Source organism: Streptomyces sp. NPDC020917 (assembly GCF_044333795.1).
Lineage (GTDB): Bacteria > Actinomycetota > Actinomycetes > Streptomycetales > Streptomycetaceae > Actinacidiphila.
In genome coordinates this window covers 439,903-457,197 of the sequence record NZ_JBIRRR010000002.1, presented here as the reverse complement: position 1 = coordinate 457,197, position 17,295 = coordinate 439,903, and the positions used below count along the sequence as shown (strand labels likewise).

The 17,295-nt window shown below is 74.9% G+C and carries 19 protein-coding genes; 6 read left to right on the top strand and 13 right to left on the bottom strand.

The window, feature by feature from the left end; all coding sequences use genetic code 11:
- Nucleotides 1-208: 208 nt before the first annotated feature.
- Both ACH4TG_RS06080 and ACH4TG_RS06075 read left to right on the top strand, forming a co-directional pair.
- The gene (locus ACH4TG_RS06080; RefSeq protein ID WP_398240944.1) at nucleotides 209-2,014 is read left to right on the top strand and encodes a discoidin domain-containing protein; all 1,806 of its coding nucleotides are present in this window, start codon (nucleotides 209-211) and stop codon (nucleotides 2,012-2,014) included.
- A 302-nt stretch (nucleotides 2,015-2,316) separates the two neighbouring features.
- Nucleotides 2,317-3,576 carry a S8 family peptidase gene (locus ACH4TG_RS06075; RefSeq protein ID WP_398240943.1) on the top strand — a complete coding sequence of 420 codons (1,260 nt, stop codon included), beginning with the start codon at nucleotides 2,317-2,319 and terminating at the stop codon, nucleotides 3,574-3,576.
- A gap of 103 nt (nucleotides 3,577-3,679) precedes the next feature.
- On the opposite strand, the gene ACH4TG_RS06070 is transcribed toward ACH4TG_RS06075, so the two are convergent.
- Nucleotides 3,680-4,315: a TetR/AcrR family transcriptional regulator C-terminal ligand-binding domain-containing protein gene (locus ACH4TG_RS06070; RefSeq protein ID WP_398240942.1), complete on the bottom strand. Its 636-nt coding sequence runs from the start codon at nucleotides 4,313-4,315 to the stop codon at nucleotides 3,680-3,682.
- Nucleotides 4,312-4,698, bottom strand: a complete 387-nt coding sequence (locus tag ACH4TG_RS06065; protein ID WP_398240941.1) for a VOC family protein — start codon at nucleotides 4,696-4,698, stop codon at nucleotides 4,312-4,314. Before ACH4TG_RS06065 ends, ACH4TG_RS06070 begins: the two co-directional genes overlap by 4 nt.
- 154 nt (nucleotides 4,699-4,852) lie before the next feature.
- On the opposite strand from ACH4TG_RS06065, the gene ACH4TG_RS06060 reads away from it, so the two are divergent.
- Complete coding sequence (locus tag ACH4TG_RS06060; RefSeq protein ID WP_398240940.1) at nucleotides 4,853-5,473, top strand: class I SAM-dependent methyltransferase; 621 nt, start codon at nucleotides 4,853-4,855, stop codon at nucleotides 5,471-5,473.
- 13 nt (nucleotides 5,474-5,486) lie between these two features.
- Here the strand turns inward: ACH4TG_RS06060 and ACH4TG_RS06055 are convergent, their stop codons facing one another.
- The 11 genes from ACH4TG_RS06055 to ACH4TG_RS06005 form a co-directional block, all read right to left on the bottom strand.
- Nucleotides 5,487-6,314 (bottom strand): isocitrate lyase/phosphoenolpyruvate mutase family protein, encoded by an 828-nt coding sequence (locus ACH4TG_RS06055; protein ID WP_398240939.1) that lies wholly within the window; start codon nucleotides 6,312-6,314, stop codon nucleotides 5,487-5,489.
- Entirely contained in the window at nucleotides 6,311-7,594 is a 1,284-nt protein-coding gene (locus tag ACH4TG_RS06050; RefSeq protein WP_398240938.1) for a hypothetical protein, read from the bottom strand. The genes ACH4TG_RS06055 and ACH4TG_RS06050 overlap by 4 nt, the downstream gene beginning before the upstream one ends.
- Before the next feature lie 101 nt (nucleotides 7,595-7,695).
- Nucleotides 7,696-8,451 (bottom strand): hypothetical protein, encoded by a 756-nt coding sequence (locus tag ACH4TG_RS06045; RefSeq protein ID WP_398240937.1) that lies wholly within the window; start codon nucleotides 8,449-8,451, stop codon nucleotides 7,696-7,698.
- A complete protein-coding gene (locus ACH4TG_RS06040) occupies nucleotides 8,448-9,035 on the bottom strand; it encodes an RNA polymerase sigma factor (protein ID WP_398240936.1) in 588 nt (195 codons plus the stop codon). The genes ACH4TG_RS06045 and ACH4TG_RS06040 overlap by 4 nt, the downstream gene beginning before the upstream one ends.
- A 65-nt stretch (nucleotides 9,036-9,100) precedes the next feature.
- Nucleotides 9,101-9,508, bottom strand: a complete 408-nt coding sequence (locus ACH4TG_RS06035) for a hypothetical protein (RefSeq protein WP_398240935.1) — start codon at nucleotides 9,506-9,508, stop codon at nucleotides 9,101-9,103.
- Nucleotides 9,509-9,646: 138 nt separating this feature from the next.
- On the bottom strand, nucleotides 9,647-10,201 hold the full coding sequence (locus ACH4TG_RS06030) for a dihydrofolate reductase family protein (RefSeq protein WP_398240934.1): 555 nt from the start codon (nucleotides 10,199-10,201) through the stop codon (nucleotides 9,647-9,649).
- A gap of 141 nt (nucleotides 10,202-10,342) precedes the next feature.
- Complete coding sequence (locus ACH4TG_RS06025; RefSeq protein ID WP_398240933.1) at nucleotides 10,343-10,750, bottom strand: rodlin; 408 nt, start codon at nucleotides 10,748-10,750, stop codon at nucleotides 10,343-10,345.
- A 181-nt stretch (nucleotides 10,751-10,931) separates the two neighbouring features.
- Nucleotides 10,932-11,330, bottom strand: coding sequence for a hypothetical protein (locus ACH4TG_RS06020; RefSeq protein WP_398240932.1), 399 nt, complete (start codon nucleotides 11,328-11,330; stop codon nucleotides 10,932-10,934).
- Between the two features lie 167 nt (nucleotides 11,331-11,497).
- Nucleotides 11,498-11,992 (bottom strand): chaplin, encoded by a 495-nt coding sequence (locus ACH4TG_RS06015; protein WP_398240931.1) that lies wholly within the window; start codon nucleotides 11,990-11,992, stop codon nucleotides 11,498-11,500.
- A gap of 124 nt (nucleotides 11,993-12,116) precedes the next feature.
- On the bottom strand, nucleotides 12,117-12,362 hold the full coding sequence (locus ACH4TG_RS06010; protein ID WP_398240930.1) for a chaplin: 246 nt from the start codon (nucleotides 12,360-12,362) through the stop codon (nucleotides 12,117-12,119).
- Between the two features lie 331 nt (nucleotides 12,363-12,693).
- Entirely contained in the window at nucleotides 12,694-13,104 is a 411-nt protein-coding gene (locus ACH4TG_RS06005; protein ID WP_398240929.1) for a rodlin, read from the bottom strand.
- A gap of 143 nt (nucleotides 13,105-13,247) precedes the next feature.
- Between ACH4TG_RS06005 and ACH4TG_RS06000 the strand changes: the two genes are divergently transcribed.
- The 3 genes from ACH4TG_RS06000 (at nucleotide 13,248) to ACH4TG_RS05990 (ending at nucleotide 17,208) form a co-directional block, all read left to right on the top strand.
- Nucleotides 13,248-13,430 carry a hypothetical protein gene (locus ACH4TG_RS06000; protein WP_398240928.1) on the top strand — a complete coding sequence of 61 codons (183 nt, stop codon included), beginning with the start codon at nucleotides 13,248-13,250 and terminating at the stop codon, nucleotides 13,428-13,430.
- 77 nt (nucleotides 13,431-13,507) lie between these two features.
- Nucleotides 13,508-14,674 carry a glycosyltransferase family 4 protein gene (locus tag ACH4TG_RS05995; protein ID WP_398240927.1) on the top strand — a complete coding sequence of 389 codons (1,167 nt, stop codon included), beginning with the start codon at nucleotides 13,508-13,510 and terminating at the stop codon, nucleotides 14,672-14,674.
- A 641-nt stretch (nucleotides 14,675-15,315) separates the two neighbouring features.
- Nucleotides 15,316-17,208: an exopolysaccharide biosynthesis polyprenyl glycosylphosphotransferase gene (locus ACH4TG_RS05990; RefSeq protein ID WP_398240926.1), complete on the top strand. Its 1,893-nt coding sequence runs from the start codon at nucleotides 15,316-15,318 to the stop codon at nucleotides 17,206-17,208.
- The last annotated feature ends 87 nt before the right edge of the window (nucleotides 17,209-17,295 follow it).

Here is a 17,295-nt window from a genome sequence, read left to right as displayed (position 1 = left end):
CACCCCCGGAGCCGTGGGGGTGTCCACCCAACTGCTGGGCGGAAAAGGGCTGTTACGGGGGTCCGTAAACGTTGCCGGAACCCTTGACAGGGGTACGGGGAGCGACGACTCTCCTGAGAGCGCTCTCACAGTTCCCTGACGCCCACGGCGCCCGCGTCCTGACCAGTCGCGGTCGCCAACCCCCCACAACAGGTGAAGAGGAGTACGCATGTCCCTCAGAGACACGCGGCTGCGGGCACGCCGGCGGTGGTCTGCCGGCCGGGCCGCGGTCGGGGCGGTGGCCCTGGCCGCCATCGCCACGGCCACGCTGGCCGGTACGCCGTCCCAGGCGGCCCAACCCCCCACCACGGCCGCGGCGCGGCCCGCCGCGGTCCAGCCGTCCGCGGTACCGGCCGCACCGGCCGGGTTCACCACGACCTGGAGCGACGACTTCAACGGCGCCGCCAACACCGGCCTGGACACCGGGACCTGGCGGTACGACGCCGGGCCCGGCAGCAGTTTCGGCACCGGCGAGATCGAGACCACGACCACCAGCACCTCCAACGTCTACCAGGACGGCAACGGCCACCTGGTGCTCAAGGCCCTGCACTCGGGCACCGACCCCAACTCCGGCTGGACGTCTGGCCGGGTGGAGACGCAGGCCGACGGGTTCGGCGCGGTGCCCGGCGGCGTCGTGCGGATGCAGGCCTCCATCCAGCAGCCGGACGTGACCACGGCCAACGGGGCCGGCTACTGGCCGGCGTTCTGGATGCTGGGCTCGCCGCTGCGGATCGGCGTCGGCTGGCCCGGCTCCGGCGAGGTGGACATCCTCGAGGACATCAACGGCCGCAGTTCGGTGTTCGGCACCCTGCACTGCGGGGTGGGCTCCGGCGGCCCGTGCAACGAGACGACCGGCATCGGCTCGGGTGAACGGGCCTGCTCCGGCTGCCAGACCGGGTACCACACCTACGCGGTGGAGATCGACCGCTCCACCTCGCCCGAGCAGATCCGCTACTACCTCGACGGCGCCAACTACTTCACCATCAACTCCAGCCAGGTGGACGCCGCCACCTGGGCCAACGCCGTCGACCACAGCTACTTCATCATCTTCGACCTGGCCATCGGCGGCGGCTTCCCCGCGGCCTTCGGCGGCGGCCCCAACGCGAACACCGTCTCCGGCGGGCAGTTGAACGTCGACTACGTCGCGGTCTACAACAAGCCGCCGGCCGGCAGCCTGGGCACGAACATCGCCCAGGGCAAGCCGACCACCGCCTCGTCGGCGGAGAGCGCGTCGTTCCCTGCGTCCAACGCCACCGACGGCGATCTGACCACCCGCTGGTCCAGCGGCTTCTCCGACCCGCAGTGGCTGCAGGTCGACCTCGGCCAGAGCTACAACCTGACGCACGCGACGCTCACCTGGGAGGCGGCCGCGGCAGCGGCCTACCAGCTACAGACGTCCAGCGACGGCACCAACTGGACCACCGTCTACTCCAATGCCAACAACCCGCAGGACATCCAGGACACCGCGCTGAACGCCACCGGACGCTACGTGCGGATCTACGCGACCAGCAGGGCCTCCCAATGGGGCGACTCCCTCTACGAGTTGGCGCTCTACGGGACACCGGGGTCCGGCGGCGGAACCGGCGGCACCACCCTGCTCTCGCAGGGCCGCACGGCCACCGCCTCCTCCACCGAGAACGGCAGCTTCACCGCGCCGAACGCGGTGGACGGCAACACCGGCACCCGCTGGTCCAGCGCGTTCTCCGACCCGCAGTGGCTGCAGGTCGACCTGGGCGCGACCCACACCATCAGCCAGGTGGTGCTCAACTGGGAGGCGGCGTACGCCACCGCCTACCAGATCCAGACGTCGAACGACGGCACCAACTGGACGACGGTCTACTCCACCACGACCGGCACCGGGGGCACCCAGACACTCAACGTCTCCGGCAGCGGCCGCTACGTGCGGATGAACGGCACCGCACGGGCCACGCAGTACGGCTACTCGCTCTGGGAGTTCCAGGTCTACGGCAGCTGAGCCGGGTCTCACGGGCCGGCTTCCCCGGCTCTCCCCGCCCCGCGCCGGGCCCGTTCGGGCCCGCGGCGCGGGGCGGTCCGCGTGCGCCCGGCCCACCCGCACCTGAGGCTCCGTCAGAACACCCCCCGGGTGGCCCCGCGAACGTACTCCGAACGCCGCCAATCGACTGATGCGGACGCCCGCTGACGGTGTGTCGTGATCATCAGACCTCATGATCGTCGGACGTTGGGACGGCTTTCACCTGCGTGATGCGCTTCACGCGGGTCGTCGCTGTCCCCTACGGAGTTCCACGGAGACCACAGATGCGCATGCTCGCACGCGGCCTCACGGCCGCGGTCACGCTGATCGCCTCGGCGGCAGCCCTCCCTGCGGCCACGGCCCAGACCACGCAACCCACCCCCCGGCCGGAGCGCAGCACCCTCGCGCCCCTGCACCGCGCGATCGACGCGGTGCCCGACCAGTACATCGTGACCCTCGACAACGGCATGGACCCGTCGGCCTTCGCCCACCAGTTCGGGGTCGCGCCGATGTTCCACTACACCAAGGTCTTCTCGGGCTTCGCCTCGACGTTCAGCGCCTCGCAGCTGGACGCCGTGCGCCGCACGCCCGGCGTGGCGGCGGTCGAGCAGAACGCGACGGTGACCGCGGACGACCTGGGCGGCACCACCGACCGCGACGCCACCGCCACCCGCACGCCCACCACCCGGCACCCGGGCGCGGGCCTGCGCGGCAGCCGGGCCGCCGCCGCCTCGTGGGGCCTGGACCGGATCGACCAGCGCAACCTGCCGCTGGACAACCAGTTCACCACCATCGGCGAGGGCCAGGGCGCCACCGCGTACGTGCTGGACACCGGGATCGACTACGGCCACAGCGAGTTCGGCGGCCGCGCGGTGCCGGGCTACGACGCGATCGGCGACGGCCGCAACGGCGCGGACTGCGAGGGCCACGGCACCCACGTGGCCGGCACCATCGGCGGCGCGACCTACGGGATCGCCCGCAAGGCGACGCTGGTCAGCGTGCGCGTGCTGGACTGCCAGGGCGAGGGCACCCTCGCCGGCATCATCGCCGGCATGGACTGGGTGGCCCAGAACGCCCACCAGCCGGCCGTGGCCAACGCCTCGCTCGGCGGCAGCTACTCGCCCGCGCTCAACGACGCGGCCGACGCGCTGTCCGACAGCGGTGTGCTGCCGGTGGTCGCGGCCGGCAACGACAGCGCCGACGCCTGCAACGTCTCCCCGGCCAGCGCGCCGCGCGTGCTGACCATCGGCGCGACCGACCGCACCGACCACGAGGCGAGCTACAGCAACTCCGGCTCGTGCGTGTCGATGTTCGCGCCCGGCACCTCGATCGTCTCGGCCAAGCTCGGCGGCGGCAGCGTCGCCCTCAGCGGCACCTCGATGGCCAGCCCGCACGCGGCCGGCACGGCCCTGCTCTACAAGGCCGAGCACCCCGACGCGGACGCCCTGTCGGTCGCGGACGCGCTGAGCGCCAACGCCACCCAGAACGTCCTGACCGTCAACGGCGGCTCCCCGAACCTGCTGGTCTACACCGGCGGCCTGTGACGGGTCCCGACCCCCTCGCACCACACTCCCGAGGACCTCTGAGGCCACTTCCCCGGTCTCAGAGGTCCTCTCCTGTTCCCGCCGCTCCTGTTGCCGCGCCCGCTCAGTGGCGGTGGCGGCGGTCCTCGCGCGGCTGCTCGCTGATCCGCACCAGCCGGTCGAAGTCGACGGCCACACCGCGCAGCAGCAGGTCGACCAGCCGCCGGGCCGACTCGCGGTCGACGGGGGCGCCGCCGAACAGCGCCCGCTGGTAGACCACCGAGGCCAGCAGGTCCACGAAGAGGTCCGGGTCGACGTCCGGTCGCAGGTCGCCGCGGGCGACCGCGCGCCGGACCGCGACGGCCGCCGCGCCGCGGCTCGGCTGCACGAGCGTCTCGACGAGTGCGCGGTGCAGCTCGGGGTCGGCGGCGCAGTCCGCCACCAGCGGTGCCAGCACGCCGCGCGGCAGCCGCCCGTCGAGCGCCTCCGCCAGCAGCCGCACGCTCTGGTGCAGGTCGCAGCGGGTGCAGTCGTTGTCCGGCACCGGCGGGGTGACCAGCACGGTGGCGAGCGCGTCGATCACCAGCCGCTGGCGGACCGGCCAGCGGCGGCGGATGGCGGCCTTGGTGGTGCCGGCCCGCGCGGCGGCCTTCTCCAGCGCGAAGCCGGCGTACCCGCCCTCGCGCAGCAGCCCGACGGTCGCGGTCAGCACCGCCGCGTCGATCGCGGGGTCGCGGGGCCGCCCCACCACGGCGCTCACGCCCGGACGTCCTGCGGGTACCAGCGCAGCTCGACGGTGTTGCCGTCCGGGTCGCGCACGTAGACCGAGGTCGCCCAGCCGCGGGCGCCCCAGCGCCTGACCGGGCCCTCCAGCACGGTGAACTCGCCGGAGTCCAGCACGTCCTGCCAGTCCAGCGGCTCCACCACCAGGCACAGGTGGTCGACGTTGGACTCGCCGCGCGGGCCGTGGACCAGGTCGATGACCGTGCCCTCGGTGACCCGCACCGAGGGGAAGGGGGCGGATCCCGCCCGCCACTCGTCGACCCGCTCGGCCGCCAGGCCGAGCCGCCCGCCGTAGAAGTCCAGGGAGCGCTCGACGTCGGTGACGTTGAGCACCAGATGATCGAAGGCCGTCACGTGCATGGGGTTCCCCCAACCGTCGTCGTGTCCGTGCGGTCGTCCCGGACCGGCCCGATTTACGATCCGATCCGGTTCGGATCGTAATAGCCGCGGGCGGCAGCGTCAACGGGAGGGGCCGCGGTGGGAGACTGGAGGGGGACGTCACCGGAGGTAGCTCATGGGTGTCTACACCGAGCAGGTCGTGCCGCGGGTGATCAACGTCGCCTGCGGGGTCGCCGAGGCGGGCCGGCTGCGCGGCCGGGTGTGCCGGGACCTGACCGGCGAGGTCGTGGAGATCGGCTTCGGATCCGGCCACAACGTCCCCTACTACCCGCCCGCGGTGACGGGCGTGGACGCGGTGGAGCCGTCCGACGTCGGATGGCGGCTGGCCGCCCGCAGGGTGGAGGGCGCCAGGGTCCCGGTGCGGCGCTCCGGGCTGGACGGCCAGAAGCTGCCGTTCCCCGACGCCAGCTTCGACACGGCGCTGTCCACCTGGACGCTGTGCACCATCCCCGACGCGGACGCGGCCCTGCGCGAGCTGCGGCGGGTCCTCAAGCCCGGCGGCACCCTGCACTTCGTCGAGCACGGCCTCGCCCCCGACGCGCGCGTCCGCCGCTGGCAGTACCGCCTGGAGCCGCTGCAGAAGCGGCTGCTCGGCGGCTGCCACCTCACCCGGCCGATCGCCGACCTGCTGCGGACGGCCGGCTTCACCATCGGCGAGCTGGACGTCTTCTACGAGAAGGGCGCACCGAAGACGATGGGCGCGGCCTCGCTCGGCGTCGCGGTCCCCGCGCCCTGATCCCGCTCCCGGCTCAGACGTCGCTGAGCGCCTGCACCGCGTCGTACCCCGGCACCGGTCCCGCCGGACGCCGGCCCGCGCGGACGTCGGCGGCAGCCGCGACGGCGGCGCCCAGGGCGCGGCGGAAGAGCAGCGAGCCGAGGCTGACCCGGGCGACGCCCAGCGCGCCGAGTTCCGCGACGGTCGGGCCGTCCGGCGCGTAGAGCACGTTCAGCGGCACGCCGAGGGTGCGGACCAGCGCGGCGATCCGCTCGGGGTCGCTCAGCCCGGGCACGAACACCCCGTCCGCGCCCGCCTGTTGATAGGCGGTGAGCCGCCGCCCCGTCTCGTCGGGGCCGGCGGGCCGGAGCCAGTGCGTGTCGGTACGGGCGTTCACGAACACGCCGGGGACGGCCGCCTTCACCGCGGCGACCTTCGCGGCGTGCACGTCCGCCGGAGTCAGCGTGCCGTCGGCCCGACCGTCCTCCAGGTTCACCCCGACCGCACCGGCCCCCGCCAACTCGCCTACGAAAGACGCCACTTCGTCCGGGTCGTCGCTGAACCCGCCTTCGGCGTCGACCGACAGCAGCCATGCGCCGCCGCCGAGCCGCCGGGCCACGGCCAGGGTCTCCTCGCGCGCCGCGCCCGCTCCGTCCGGCAGCCCGGCGGCCGCGGCCACACCCAGGCTGGTGGTGCCGACCGCCGCGAACCCCTCCGCGGCGAGCGCGGCGGCCGACGCGTGGTCCCAGGCGTTCGGCAGCAGCAGCGGGGCGCCGGCACGGTGGTGCAGGGCTGCGAACTCCCGTGCGCCGTCGCGGGTTTCGCCGCCGTGCGCGCCTGCCGTCGCGCCTCCGCCGGTCATGACGCGTCCCGCGGCAGCCGGCCCACGGCGTCGGCGTAGTACGTCGACCCCTCCAGGTGGAAGGCGAGTTGGCGGAACGTCCAGCCGCGGCCCGGCGAGTGGTCGAGTTGCTCGGGCGTCAGCGCGCCCAGCCGCTGCGACCACATCCGGGCCAGCCGCGTCAGCCGGCTGCGCGCCTCGTCGAGGTCCTCGGGCGTGAACGGCGCCAGGTCGCCCGGGGTGGTCGTCGCCGAGGCGTGCCAGTGGTCGGGCTCCGGCTCCTCCCCGGCGAGCCGCGCCTCCAACTCCGCGAGGTGGTCCAGCAGATGGTCGGCGGTCCGGCGCACGGCCTTGTGCGGCGTGTAGACGCGGTCCTCGCTCGGCACCGGCCGCCCGTCCCACCGCGTCCAGGTCTCCGCGACGTCCAGGAGGTGCGCCACCATCGCGGACACCACCTGCGCCGGGTCCCGCCCGTCGGTCCCCGGCACCTCGTCGGGGTCCTCCGCCTCCAGGACGCCCGCGGCCAGGGCGAGCGCGTGCGCGGCGCCCGGGCAGCGGCGGGGCTCGGCGCCGAAGGTGAGGACCGGGTGGCCGGCGGGGTCGCGGTTCGCGGCGGGGTCCCGGTTGGCGGCGGCGACGTCCAGCAGGACCAGGTCGCCCGCGGCGATCCGGGTACCGCCGATCCTGGTGTCGCGCACCGCGAGCCGGCGCATCGCGAGCACCGGCGGGTCGTGCCGCAACGTCGCCTCCAGCACGTCCTCGACGGACGCGGTCGCCGCGTGCGGGTGCCGGCGGGCCCTGGCGACGAGCGCGGCGGTGGCGTCGCACGCCTGCACGAGCAGGCCGATGCGGTTCGCCGCCGCCTCGTCGCCCTCGGTGCCGATGCGCGGCACCAGCCAGGCCACGGCGGCGTCCGCCTCGGCGGCGGTCTTCTCGTCGGCCGCGCCGAAGTACGCCCGGGCCGCGGTGGCCACGGCCTCCGCGACGCGGTCCGGCTCCGCCAGGCCCAGGGCCCCGGCCAGCACACGGACGACCAGCAGCCGGTCGTCCCCCGCCGGCTCCGCGGCCGCCTCCCGGGCGGCGGCAGCCCGCAGCACCCGTGGTTCCAGCCGGGCCAGTTCGTCCTCCACCAGGCCCCTGCGCCGGGTGTGCTCGTCCCCGGCGCAGAACCGGGCCACGCTGCCGCGCAGCCACTCGATCCCGTAGGGCCGGCCGCCCTCAGCGGGAACCGGCACGAGGTGCGGGTCGCTCAGCGCGGCCGCCACCTCCTGATACCCCTCGACCACATGCTCGCTCGCCATGCCTCCACGCTAGGCGCGGGACGTTTCGGCCCTCACCGAACGGACGGCCGCGGGCGGCGGCCGGTCATGGCCAGGCACCAGGGCCAGGGCTAGGGCTAGGGCTAGGGCGTGATGGTGATGGTCACGCCGAGGGACAGGGGTGTGGCGGTCGTCGGGTGGGCGGTGAGGGCCTGGCAGTAGGCGTGGACATGGGTGGGGCCGCCGGCCTGCTTGGTGAGGCGGGCCAGGTCCGCGGGGTCGAGCGGATGGCCGCCGGGCGCGTTCGCCTCCTGCTTGAGGTAGGCCACGCACAGGCCCTTCAGGCTGCGCGGCCGGGCGCTGGGCGTGGGCGACGTCGCCTTCGGCGGGTGCGTCATGGTCGGCGCATGGCCGGGCGTGCTCGGCGGTGCGGCCGGCGCGGTCGTGGGCGCGGGCAGGACCGGCGCGGGGGAGGTGGCCGGGGGTGACGCCGGTGGCGTCGTCGGCCGCGGGGTGTCCGGGTGCGAGTGGTGGAAGGGCCGCGGCAGGTCGCCGCCCTGCGCGGCGATCGCGACGCCGCCGAGCGCGAGGGCGGCCGCCGCGCCGCCGAGCAGCGCCTTGACGGTGAACGAACGCGGGCCGCTGCTGCGCCGCACCCCGGCCCGCCCGGCCACCGCCCGCTCGGCCCGTACCGCCGTCCCGGCCCGTCCGGCCTTGGCGGCGTGCGCCTCGCGGAACGCGGCCAGCGCCGCGGCCTCGCCCTCGGGCCGCCCCTCCAGCGGACGCGCGGCCGCGGCGAGCAGCCGTGCGATGTCGCTCTCGGCGTCCCGCCCGTCCAGGACGCGTTCCGCCGCCGCGGGGTCGGGCCACCCCTCACCGCGCCGCCTGCGCTGCCTCATTCCTCTCCCCTCCCCACCGCGAGCTGCTCCGACAGCCGCTTCAGGCCGCGGTAGGCGGCCGTCCGCACCGCCCCGGGCCGCTTGCCCAGCACCTTCGCCGCCATCGGGGCGTTGAGCCCCAGCACCACGCGCAGCAGCACGGCCTCCGCCTGGTCCTGCGGCAGTTCGGCGATGAGCCCCAGGGCCGTCTGCGTGGACAGGTTGTCCAGCGCCTCCCCCGCCGAGTCCTGCAGCGTCACCGGCTCGCTGGTGCGCTCGTCGAACGCGGCCGTCCGCGGACGGGACTTGATCCGCCGCAGGTGGTCCATCGCCCGGTGCCGCGCGATGGCCGCCGCCCAGCCGCGGAAGCCCTGGCCGTCGCCGCGGAACCCGTCCAGGTCCCGGACCACGTCGTGCCACGTCTCGGACGCCACGTCGTCGGCGTCGTCGCCGACCAGGCCGCGCAGGTAACCCAGCAGCATCGGATGGACCTCGCGGTAGACGGTGCCGAACGCGGCCTCGTCACCGTCCCGGGCCCGCGCGACCGCGTCGCCCAGTTCCCCGTCGTCCATCCTCGCGCGCCGGCGCACCTCCGCCTTGCCCACTGCACCTCTTCGCGCTCACCGTCACGTGCGACCTTGCCCCGTCCGGGCCCGTGGACCGGCGGGCCTCACGACCGCGCCCAGTCCGTCACCTCCAGGCAGTACCGCTGCAGGCTGTCCTGCGGTCCGTTCTCGTACCGCAGCACGGCTCTGCCGAGCGGGTCCCACATCCGCCCGTCGGGCGTCCGCAGGCCGAACGGCTGCCCGAATCTATCGCGCTCGTGCTCATCGATGACCACCCAGGTCGCGCCCGCGGTCCTGACCAGCACCTGTCCCGCGTACGCGCCGAATCCGCGCAGCGCGGGCAGCACCGCCTCCAGGGGCGGCTGCTCGCGGCGGATGCCCCCGATGAGCCGGTCGACGGTGGCCAGGCTGGCCGGCGTGTAGTCGAGCCGGATGCCGGAGCCCTCCCGTACGACGGCGACGATGTCCGCCGCCAGCCGGGGCGCGCTCGCGGCCGGCGGCAAGGTGGTCACCGCGTGTTCCATCAAGTCCCTCCGCCCGCTGGTCCGTCCGCACGTTCCGTCCGTCATGCCACCGCGCGGAACCGCACGGCACACAACTGGGGCGCAGAGCGGCGGCAAAACGTCACACCACCGGCCCGGCAACCGGCGTCAGCGGTGCCGGACCGCGTAGGTGAGGTACGCGAACGGCCCGGCGCGCTCCACATCGGTGAGTTCGAGGGCGTCGGACGTCAGCCTCCGGGGCAGCACCGGCGCGCCCCGGCCGAGGAAGACCGGCGCGACCCCGAGCACCACCTCGTCCAGCAGGCCCTGGTCGGCGAACAGGCCGACCAGTTCGCCCCCTCCGACCAGCCAGACCACCCCGTCGCCGGCGGCCGCGGCCATCGACGCGTGGACCGGCCGCACGTCGCCGCGCACGAAGGTGATGTCGGCCCCCGGGATCGCCGGCAGGTCCCGGTGCGTGAACACCCAGCAGGGCCTGTCGCCGTACCACTCGGGCCACTTCCCGGGCTGCTCGAGGAGCCCCTCCTGGGCCAGGACCCACTCGTAGGTGGTCGCGCCCATCGCGAAGGCGCCCACCCGCGCGAAGAACGGGGTGAACCGGTCGCTGCGGCTCTCGATCCCCAGCAGCCAGTCCAGCGAGTTGTCCGGGTCCGCGATGAACCCGTCGACGGAGGTGGCCGTGTAGTACGTGGTCTTCGCCATCGCCCCACGGTAGGCGGGGCCACCGACAGCCGCGGGTGCCGCGGGCGGGCAGCGGCGCCCGGTGACGCGGGAGTACCCCGGAAAAAGCGGAACGGGCCGCCGGCCGAGATCGGCCGGCGGCCCGCTGCGGGGCGGGGTGCCTCAGTGGTTGGCCTCGCCGTTGCCGGACAGGACCGGGATGTTGCTGAGGACGTGCGACAGCGGCTCGTCGCCCTTGATCTGGCTGCTGTTCTCGGTGCACTGCTGGTTCTGCGGGGAGGACAGGACGTTGATGTCCTGGGCGGTGATCGGGATGAAACCGATCAGCGAGCCGACGTTCGCCTTCAGCGGCAGGCCGACGCACGGCTTGTTCAGGGTGCCCTGGACCAGACCGATCTGGGGGCTCTCGGTGCCGCCGGTCGCGGTGTTGCCGTAGGCCTGCTCGGCGCCGTTGCCGTTCACCGTGGTGGTGCCCTCGTCGTTGCCGATGGCCATCGCCGGGGAGGCGGTGGCGCCGACGGCGACGACCGAAGCGGCGAGAGCAGCACCGGCGAGCATCTTCTTGATCATTGTTGTCCCTTATTTGGTGCTTGGATGCACGGTTCGGAAAGGTCTGGTGGAGCGGTCTGATCAACCGCCCACACGGGGATTGGTTCCGGCGTTTCACTCCGACGGGCGAGAGCCGGACCTGCGATGACGTCCGATCGCCGCAGGCCGCCGGTGGGGCCGGAGCCGGGGCCGGCTGGCGGCCTCAGCCGCCGAGCGGAAGGCCGCCCAGCGGCAGCCCGCCGAGCGGGAGACCGCCCAGGGGCAGCCCTCCGAGCAGGGAGGAGGCGGGCAGAGCTCCGCTCAGTCCGGGCACGGAGGCGCCGTGGGCCGTGTCCGTGACCTGGCCGAGGAGGCCGCCGGCCGCGACCGGGCCCTGCAGGTCGCCCGTGGTCCGGTCCGCCGTCTGCAGCGTCTGGCCGAGGGGCGTGCCCTCGACCACCTTCTGCACCGGCTGGGCGGCCAGGAGCTCGTCGACGCCGCCGTTGATGCTCGTCGGCATCCCGGGCGTGGCCGCCGCGCCGCTGTCCGCGAAGGCGGGAGCCCCCACGCCGACCGCGATCACGGAGCCGGCCACGGCCGCTGCAATCTTCGAGTACTTCACTTGCCGCCCTTTCGGTAGCTGACGCCGTATTTCGTCGTCTGTCGTTCTCCGTGGACAACGACGAGGGATTGCTGCGGAAACGTCGAGTAAACGGCGAACCGGACAATCACCCGAACGGTGTTGATCGGCGCGCTATTGCTCGTATCTAATGCCGGGCGCGCGCCGGTCTAATGCCGGGCGTGCGCCGGGCGCGCCTGGCGGCGGCCGGCGAGGGCCTGCGCCGGGCGCACGCCGCGCCGGTAGAGCACCGCGCCGCCCAGCAGCAGGGCGGCGCCGGCCCCGGCGGCCAGCCCGAGCTGCTCGCCGCCGGACCCGGTCTCGGCCATCCGCGGCACGTCGGCCTGCGGCTGCGGCGTGGCGGGCGGGGCGGTGGCCGGCGCCGGGGGAGGCGTGGTGGTGGGCGTCGGGGTGGGCGTGGCCGGCGCGTCGGCGCAGGAGCTGCCCAGCGCCGGGTTGAGGGCGGCCACGGCGTTCACGCTGTCGCCGCAGACGTTCACCGGCACGTCCACCGGCGCCGAGATGCTGTTCCCGGACAGGAGGCCGGGCGAGCCGGCGGCGGTGCCACTGGCGTCGGAGTCCGCGCTGGCCAGGCCGCCCGTGGCCGCCAGGACGCTGCCCGCGGCGGCGACGGTGAGCAGGCCGCGGCTCAGGATGTGTCGCATCGGTCGATCTCTCTCCGCTGTGAGGGGTGGTGCCGGTGGATGCCGACACGCACCGCCCCGGGGCGCGGGTACGCGCTCCGGGGCGGTACCTGTGCGGGCCGCGGGGCCCGGCAGGTCGACGTCGTCAGTTGCCGCTCACGTCGGCGCAGGTGCCGCCGAACGCCGGGTTGAGCAGCCCGATGACGTCCACGGTGTCGCCGCACAGGTTGACCGGGACGTCCACGGGGACCTCGACGGCGTTGCCGGACAGCACGCCGGGCGAGTGCGCCGCGCCACCGATCGCGCCGGAATCGGCGAAAGCGGGGGCAGCGGCACCGCCGAGGGCGATCATCGTGCCCGCGGCGAGGGCCGCGACCTTCGTGTACTTCACTGTGACTCCTTTTCCGAGAGCGGTGCGATGGTCCGTCACGGATTTCATGACGGCCGTCCCCGGAATTCCGGGACCGGCTGTACCGCTACCGACGGGGCTAACGAGGGCCGGCGGCAAGAGGCAACTCCCCGGCCGGCATGCCGATCACTATCCACTCGAATGGTGGGTGTACGCGATCGGAATGACGGGGTGGGGAATTACGGTGCCGGAGGAATTCCCGCCCGTGCCCGACGGGCGGGGAACGCCGGACGGCCCCGGCCGGCCGACGGGGGTCGGCGGCCGGGGCCGCGCGGGGCCGGGGCGATGGCCGGCGTGGGCCGGCGCCGGGCCCTCAGCCGTTGTGCGTGCCGTTGCCGGACAGCACCGGGATGTCGTCCAGGATGTGCGAGAGCGGCTCGTCGCCCTTCGACTGCGTCGAGTTCTCGGTGCACTGCTGGTTCTGCGGCGAGGACAGCACGTTGAGGTCCTGCACGCTGATCGGGACGACGCCCACCAGCGAACCGAGGTTGGCCTTGGCCGGCAGCGCGATGCACGGCTTGTTCAGCGAGCCCTGGATGAGCGCGAAGGACGGGCTCATGTAGCCGCTGGTGTACGTGTTGCCGTACGCCTGCGTGGAACCGTTGCCGTCGGCGGTGGTGGTTCCGTGGTCGTCGCCGATGGCCATCGCCTGCGGGGCGACCGTCGCGGCGACGCCCGCGAAGGAAGCGGCGACAGCGGCCGTCGCGAGGATCTTCTTGATCACGGTTGGTCCTTCTGAGAGAGGTTGCCCCGGTACCAGGGCCGATATGACCAACACCGCGGACCACGGTTGGTAATGATCCTTCACTCGAATGGATAAAACGGGCACGGAGGGTGGGTTTCACCCTCGCGCAAGGGTGCGGAGACATGCCCGCCCTTGACTATTTGTCCACCCCGATCATGCGATCGTCATACGAAATCAAGAGCAGTGAAGTGCCGCGCGTCGTACCCGATTTCCTCGAGGAACGTGCATTCCTGTTCTGGGGGGATTACCTGACAGGCACGGTAATCGTTGACCGCTACGCGACCCCGCCGCTCGCCGGAGGGTGAACGGGCCGCGGACGAACTGGACTTGGGCTTCTCCGGAGCCTCCCGGAGGAGCCCCGGAGAGAGGGAACGGCGCCGCGATGCCGCAACACCCCTACGGACTCGCCGGGTTGGCGGTGCTCCATATGACGCAGCCGGTCGAGGGCGGCGTGGCACGCGTCGTCACCGACCTGGCCGCCGCACAGGTGCGGGCCGGCGCCCGCGTCGTCGTCGCCTGCCCGTCCGGCGGCCCGCTCGCGCACGCGGTCACGGCCGTGGGCGCCGAGGCCGTCCGCTGGCCGGCCCGCCGCGCACCCGGGCCCGGGCTGCCCGTCGAGGTCACCGCCGCGGCCCGCATCCTCGGCGACGTCGACCCCGACCTGCTGCACCTGCACAGCGCCAAGGCGGGGCTGGCCGGCCGGCTCGCCGCCCACGGCACCGTCCCCACCGTCTTCCAGCCGCACGCCTGGTCCTACGAGGCCGCCCGCGGACCCGTCGCCGCTGCCGCCGTGCGCTGGGAACGGCACGCCACCCGGTGGACCGAGCGCGTGGTGTGCGTCAGCGAGGCCGAACGCGCGTCCGGCCGGGCGCACGGCATCCGGGCCGCGTGGTCGGTGATCCCCAACGGCGTCGACACCGGGCACTTCACCCCCGCCGCGGACCCGGCCGCGGTCCGGGCGACCCTCCCCGCCCTGTCGGGCCTGGACCCCGACGCCCCGCTCGTCGTCTGTGTCGGCAGGCTGTGCCCGCAGAAGGGGCAGGACGTGCTGCTGCGCGCCTGGCCCGCGGTCGCCGCGCGGCTCCCCGGGGCCCGCCTGGTGCTGGTCGGCGACGGGCCCGACGCCCCGCGCCTGCTCGCCGACGCCCCCGACGGTGTGCTGCTCGCCGGCCCGGTCGCCGACGCCCGCCCCTGGTACCAGGCCGCGGACGTCGTCGTGCAGCCCTCCCGCTGGGAAGGCATGGCGCTGGCCCCCCTCGAAGCGATGGCCTGCGGCCGGCCGGCCGTCCTCACCGACGTGGCGGGCGCCAGGGAGAGCCTGCCGTACGGCGACGCCGCCCACTGCGTGGTGCCCGTCGGCGACGAACCCGCCCTGGCCCGCGCCCTGCTGCGGCTCCTCACGGACCCCGCCCTGCGCCGCGCCACCGCCCTGCGCGCCCTCGCCCACGTCCGCGACCGCCACGACGTCGACACCGCGACCTCCGCCGTCGCCACCCTCTACGCCGACCTCCTCACCCTCCCCGCCCCCCAGCTGGGAGCCCCCCGATGACCCACCCCGACACACCACCCCCCGACTTCCCCCCGGAGGACCGCGGAGACCCCCGCGAGCGTCCCCCCACCAGCCCGCAATCGAACCACCCCCACCAGCCCCCACCAGGGTCGCGAGGAACTGCGCGCCCAACCGAGGCGGACCCGGACCCGGCAACGCACCCCGCTCGGGCAGACGCAGCCCCGCAAGGGGCGCGGGGAACTGCGCGCCCAACCGAAGCCGACCGTACGACGGCAACGCACCCCACCCCGGCAGACGCAGCCCCACCAGGGCCGCGAGGAACTGCGCGCCCCACCCAAGCCGACCGTACGACGGCAACGCACCCCACCCCGGCAGACGCAGCCCCGCAAGGGGCGCGAGGAACTGCGCGCCCCACCCAAGCCGACCGTACGACGGCAACGCACCCCACCCCGGCAGACGCGGCCCCGCAAGGGGCGCGAGGAACTGCGCGCCCCACCGAAGCCGACCGTACGACGGCAACGCACCCCGCAGGACGGCCTCCGCTCCCAGAGCGGCCTACTCCGGCGGAGCCGAACGCAAGCCAGGCCGCAGGCCACATCGTTCCGCTCGTCCCCCAGGCGACCCCGACGCCTGGTCCGGCCATCGGCCAACTGGCCCCGCAGGCCCCGCAGGCCCCGCACGTGACGCACCTCGGCGGCCCTCAGTGCCTGACCGGCCCGCAGGACCTCCCCCACATCCCCCACCTCATCGAACTCGGCGAACTCGGCGAACTCGGCGACGGCGCCGACCACGGGAACGTCACCCCGTTCGCCCCCCGCGCAGGGACCCTGGCGACCTGCGACTCGCCCACGTTGAATCTGTGGTGGCGCGGCCCCGGGCCCACCGGCTCCCCCACGGTGACCGTGGAACTCGCCAGGGAAGCGGCCGTGGACACCGCCGGCCCCCCGCACCGCGGCACGGTCGTCGCCCTGCGCCACCCCGGCGACCCCGTGGACGCCGCCGCCGTTCCCGGCACCCCGGCCGTCCAGGCCGCAGAGCCCGCACCGCCCGCACGAGCCGATCGCACCGCACAGGCCGCCCATCCCGCCGCGGCGCAGCCGCAGCCGCACCCGCACCCGCCCGCACCGACCCGCACGCCGCAGGCGAACCCGCAGGCGAACCCCCCGGCGAACCCCGCCCCCCGCGCCCGCCCCCGCGGGCTCCGCCCGCACGGCGGAACCCTGCTGATGTGCGCGGACGCCGCCGGCGTGCTCACCGGCGCGCTGGCCGCCCAGGCCACCCTCGCGGCCACCGCCGTCGCCGCCGCCGTCCTGCTCGTCGCCCTGTACCGGCGCAACCTGTACCGCCCCGGCTTCGCCCCCGCGGCCCTCGCGGAGGTGCCGGCGATCGCCGCGCGGGCAGCGCTCGGCTGGGGTGCGGCCGCCCTCGCGGTCAGCGCGATGGACCTGCCGGGGCTGCTCGGCGCGGTCGCCGCCACCACCGCGACCGCCTGCGCCCTGCGCGCCGCCGTGCACGGCCTGCGGCGCCGCGCCGCCCGCCGCGCACCGGGCTCCACGCTGATCGTGGGCGCGGGACCCGGCGTCCGGCAGGTCACGTCCGCGCTGCACGCCCACCCTGAGTACGGCATGCGCCCGGTGGGCGTCGTCACGCCGGGGCCCGGCGCGGGCGCGACCGACCCGGCCGTGCGGCTGCTGGCCGCCGCGCTGCACGCGCAGGCCCCGGACGACCCGCCGGACGTCCCGCTGCCGGTGCTTGCCGGGCACGCCGAGATCACCCGCGCGGTGATCCAGAACTCGGTGCGGCACGCCGTCGTCCTCGGCCCGCCGACGCTCGACGCGCGCACCACCGCGACGGTGCGGCTGCTGGCCGCGCAGGGCTGCTGCGTCTGGCACGCGGAGGAGGGCGGGCGCGCCCGCCGCGGACCGGCGTCCACCGCCCACCTGTGGGGCTTCTCGTGCCGGCGGCTGGAGGTCGAGCCCTACCCGGTGCCGCTCCCGGGCCGGTGGGCCAAGCGGACCATGGACACCGCAGCGGCCGGCCTCGCGCTGCTGCTCCTCGCCCCGCTGCTCGGCGCGTGCGCGCTCGCCGTCCGCCTCGCCGACGGACCCGGCGTGCTGTTCCGGCAGGAGCGGATCGGCCTGGGCGGACGGCCGTTCACGCTGCTGAAGTTCCGCACGCTGCGGCCGCGCAGCGCCGACGAGTCGGCGACCCGTTGGAACGTCGCGGGCGACCACCGGATGAGCGCGGTCGGCCGCCTGCTGCGCCGCACCTCGCTCGACGAGCTGCCCCAGCTGTGGAACATCCTGCGCGGCGACATGAGCCTGGTCGGGCCGCGGCCCGAACGCCCGTACTTCGTCGAGCAGTTCAGCACCGCCTACCCCGGCTACGAGGACCGGCACCGGATGCCCGCGGGCCTGACCGGCCTGGCCCAGGTGCACGGGCTGCGCGGCGACACCTCGATCGCCGACCGCGCGCGGTTCGACAACCACTACATCGACAGCTGGTCGCTGTGGCAGGACGTGGCGATCATCCTGCGCACCGTCCGCGCGGTGTTCCGGATGGGCGGCAGCTGATGGCCCACGCATCCCGGCCCGCCCGGCGACCGGCGTCCGGTCCCGCCCCGCACCCGGCCTCCGGCCCGCACCGGCAGCCGGCGGCCC

What these genes read in the sequence shown, in the direction of transcription:
- ACH4TG_RS06080 (WP_398240944.1), top strand. Translation starts at nt 209, where the DNA reads ATGTCCCTCAGAGACACGCGGCTGCGGGCACGCCGGCGGTGGTCTGCC.
- ACH4TG_RS06075 (WP_398240943.1), top strand. Translation starts at nt 2,317, where the DNA reads ATGCGCATGCTCGCACGCGGCCTCACGGCCGCGGTCACGCTGATCGCC.
- ACH4TG_RS06065 (WP_398240941.1), bottom strand. Translation starts at nt 4,698, where the DNA reads ATGCACGTGACGGCCTTCGATCATCTGGTGCTCAACGTCACCGACGTC.
- ACH4TG_RS06060 (WP_398240940.1), top strand. Translation starts at nt 4,853, where the DNA reads ATGGGTGTCTACACCGAGCAGGTCGTGCCGCGGGTGATCAACGTCGCC.
- ACH4TG_RS06055 (WP_398240939.1), bottom strand. Translation starts at nt 6,314, where the DNA reads ATGACCGGCGGAGGCGCGACGGCAGGCGCGCACGGCGGCGAAACCCGC.
- ACH4TG_RS06050 (WP_398240938.1), bottom strand. Translation starts at nt 7,594, where the DNA reads ATGGCGAGCGAGCATGTGGTCGAGGGGTATCAGGAGGTGGCGGCCGCG.
- ACH4TG_RS06045 (WP_398240937.1), bottom strand. Translation starts at nt 8,451, where the DNA reads ATGAGGCAGCGCAGGCGGCGCGGTGAGGGGTGGCCCGACCCCGCGGCG.
- ACH4TG_RS06030 (WP_398240934.1), bottom strand. Translation starts at nt 10,201, where the DNA reads ATGGCGAAGACCACGTACTACACGGCCACCTCCGTCGACGGGTTCATC.
- ACH4TG_RS06025 (WP_398240933.1), bottom strand. Translation starts at nt 10,750, where the DNA reads ATGATCAAGAAGATGCTCGCCGGTGCTGCTCTCGCCGCTTCGGTCGTC.
- ACH4TG_RS06015 (WP_398240931.1), bottom strand. Translation starts at nt 11,992, where the DNA reads ATGCGACACATCCTGAGCCGCGGCCTGCTCACCGTCGCCGCCGCGGGC.
- ACH4TG_RS06000 (WP_398240928.1), top strand. Translation starts at nt 13,248, where the DNA reads ATGCCCGCCCTTGACTATTTGTCCACCCCGATCATGCGATCGTCATAC.
- ACH4TG_RS05995 (WP_398240927.1), top strand. Translation starts at nt 13,508, where the DNA reads ATGCCGCAACACCCCTACGGACTCGCCGGGTTGGCGGTGCTCCATATG.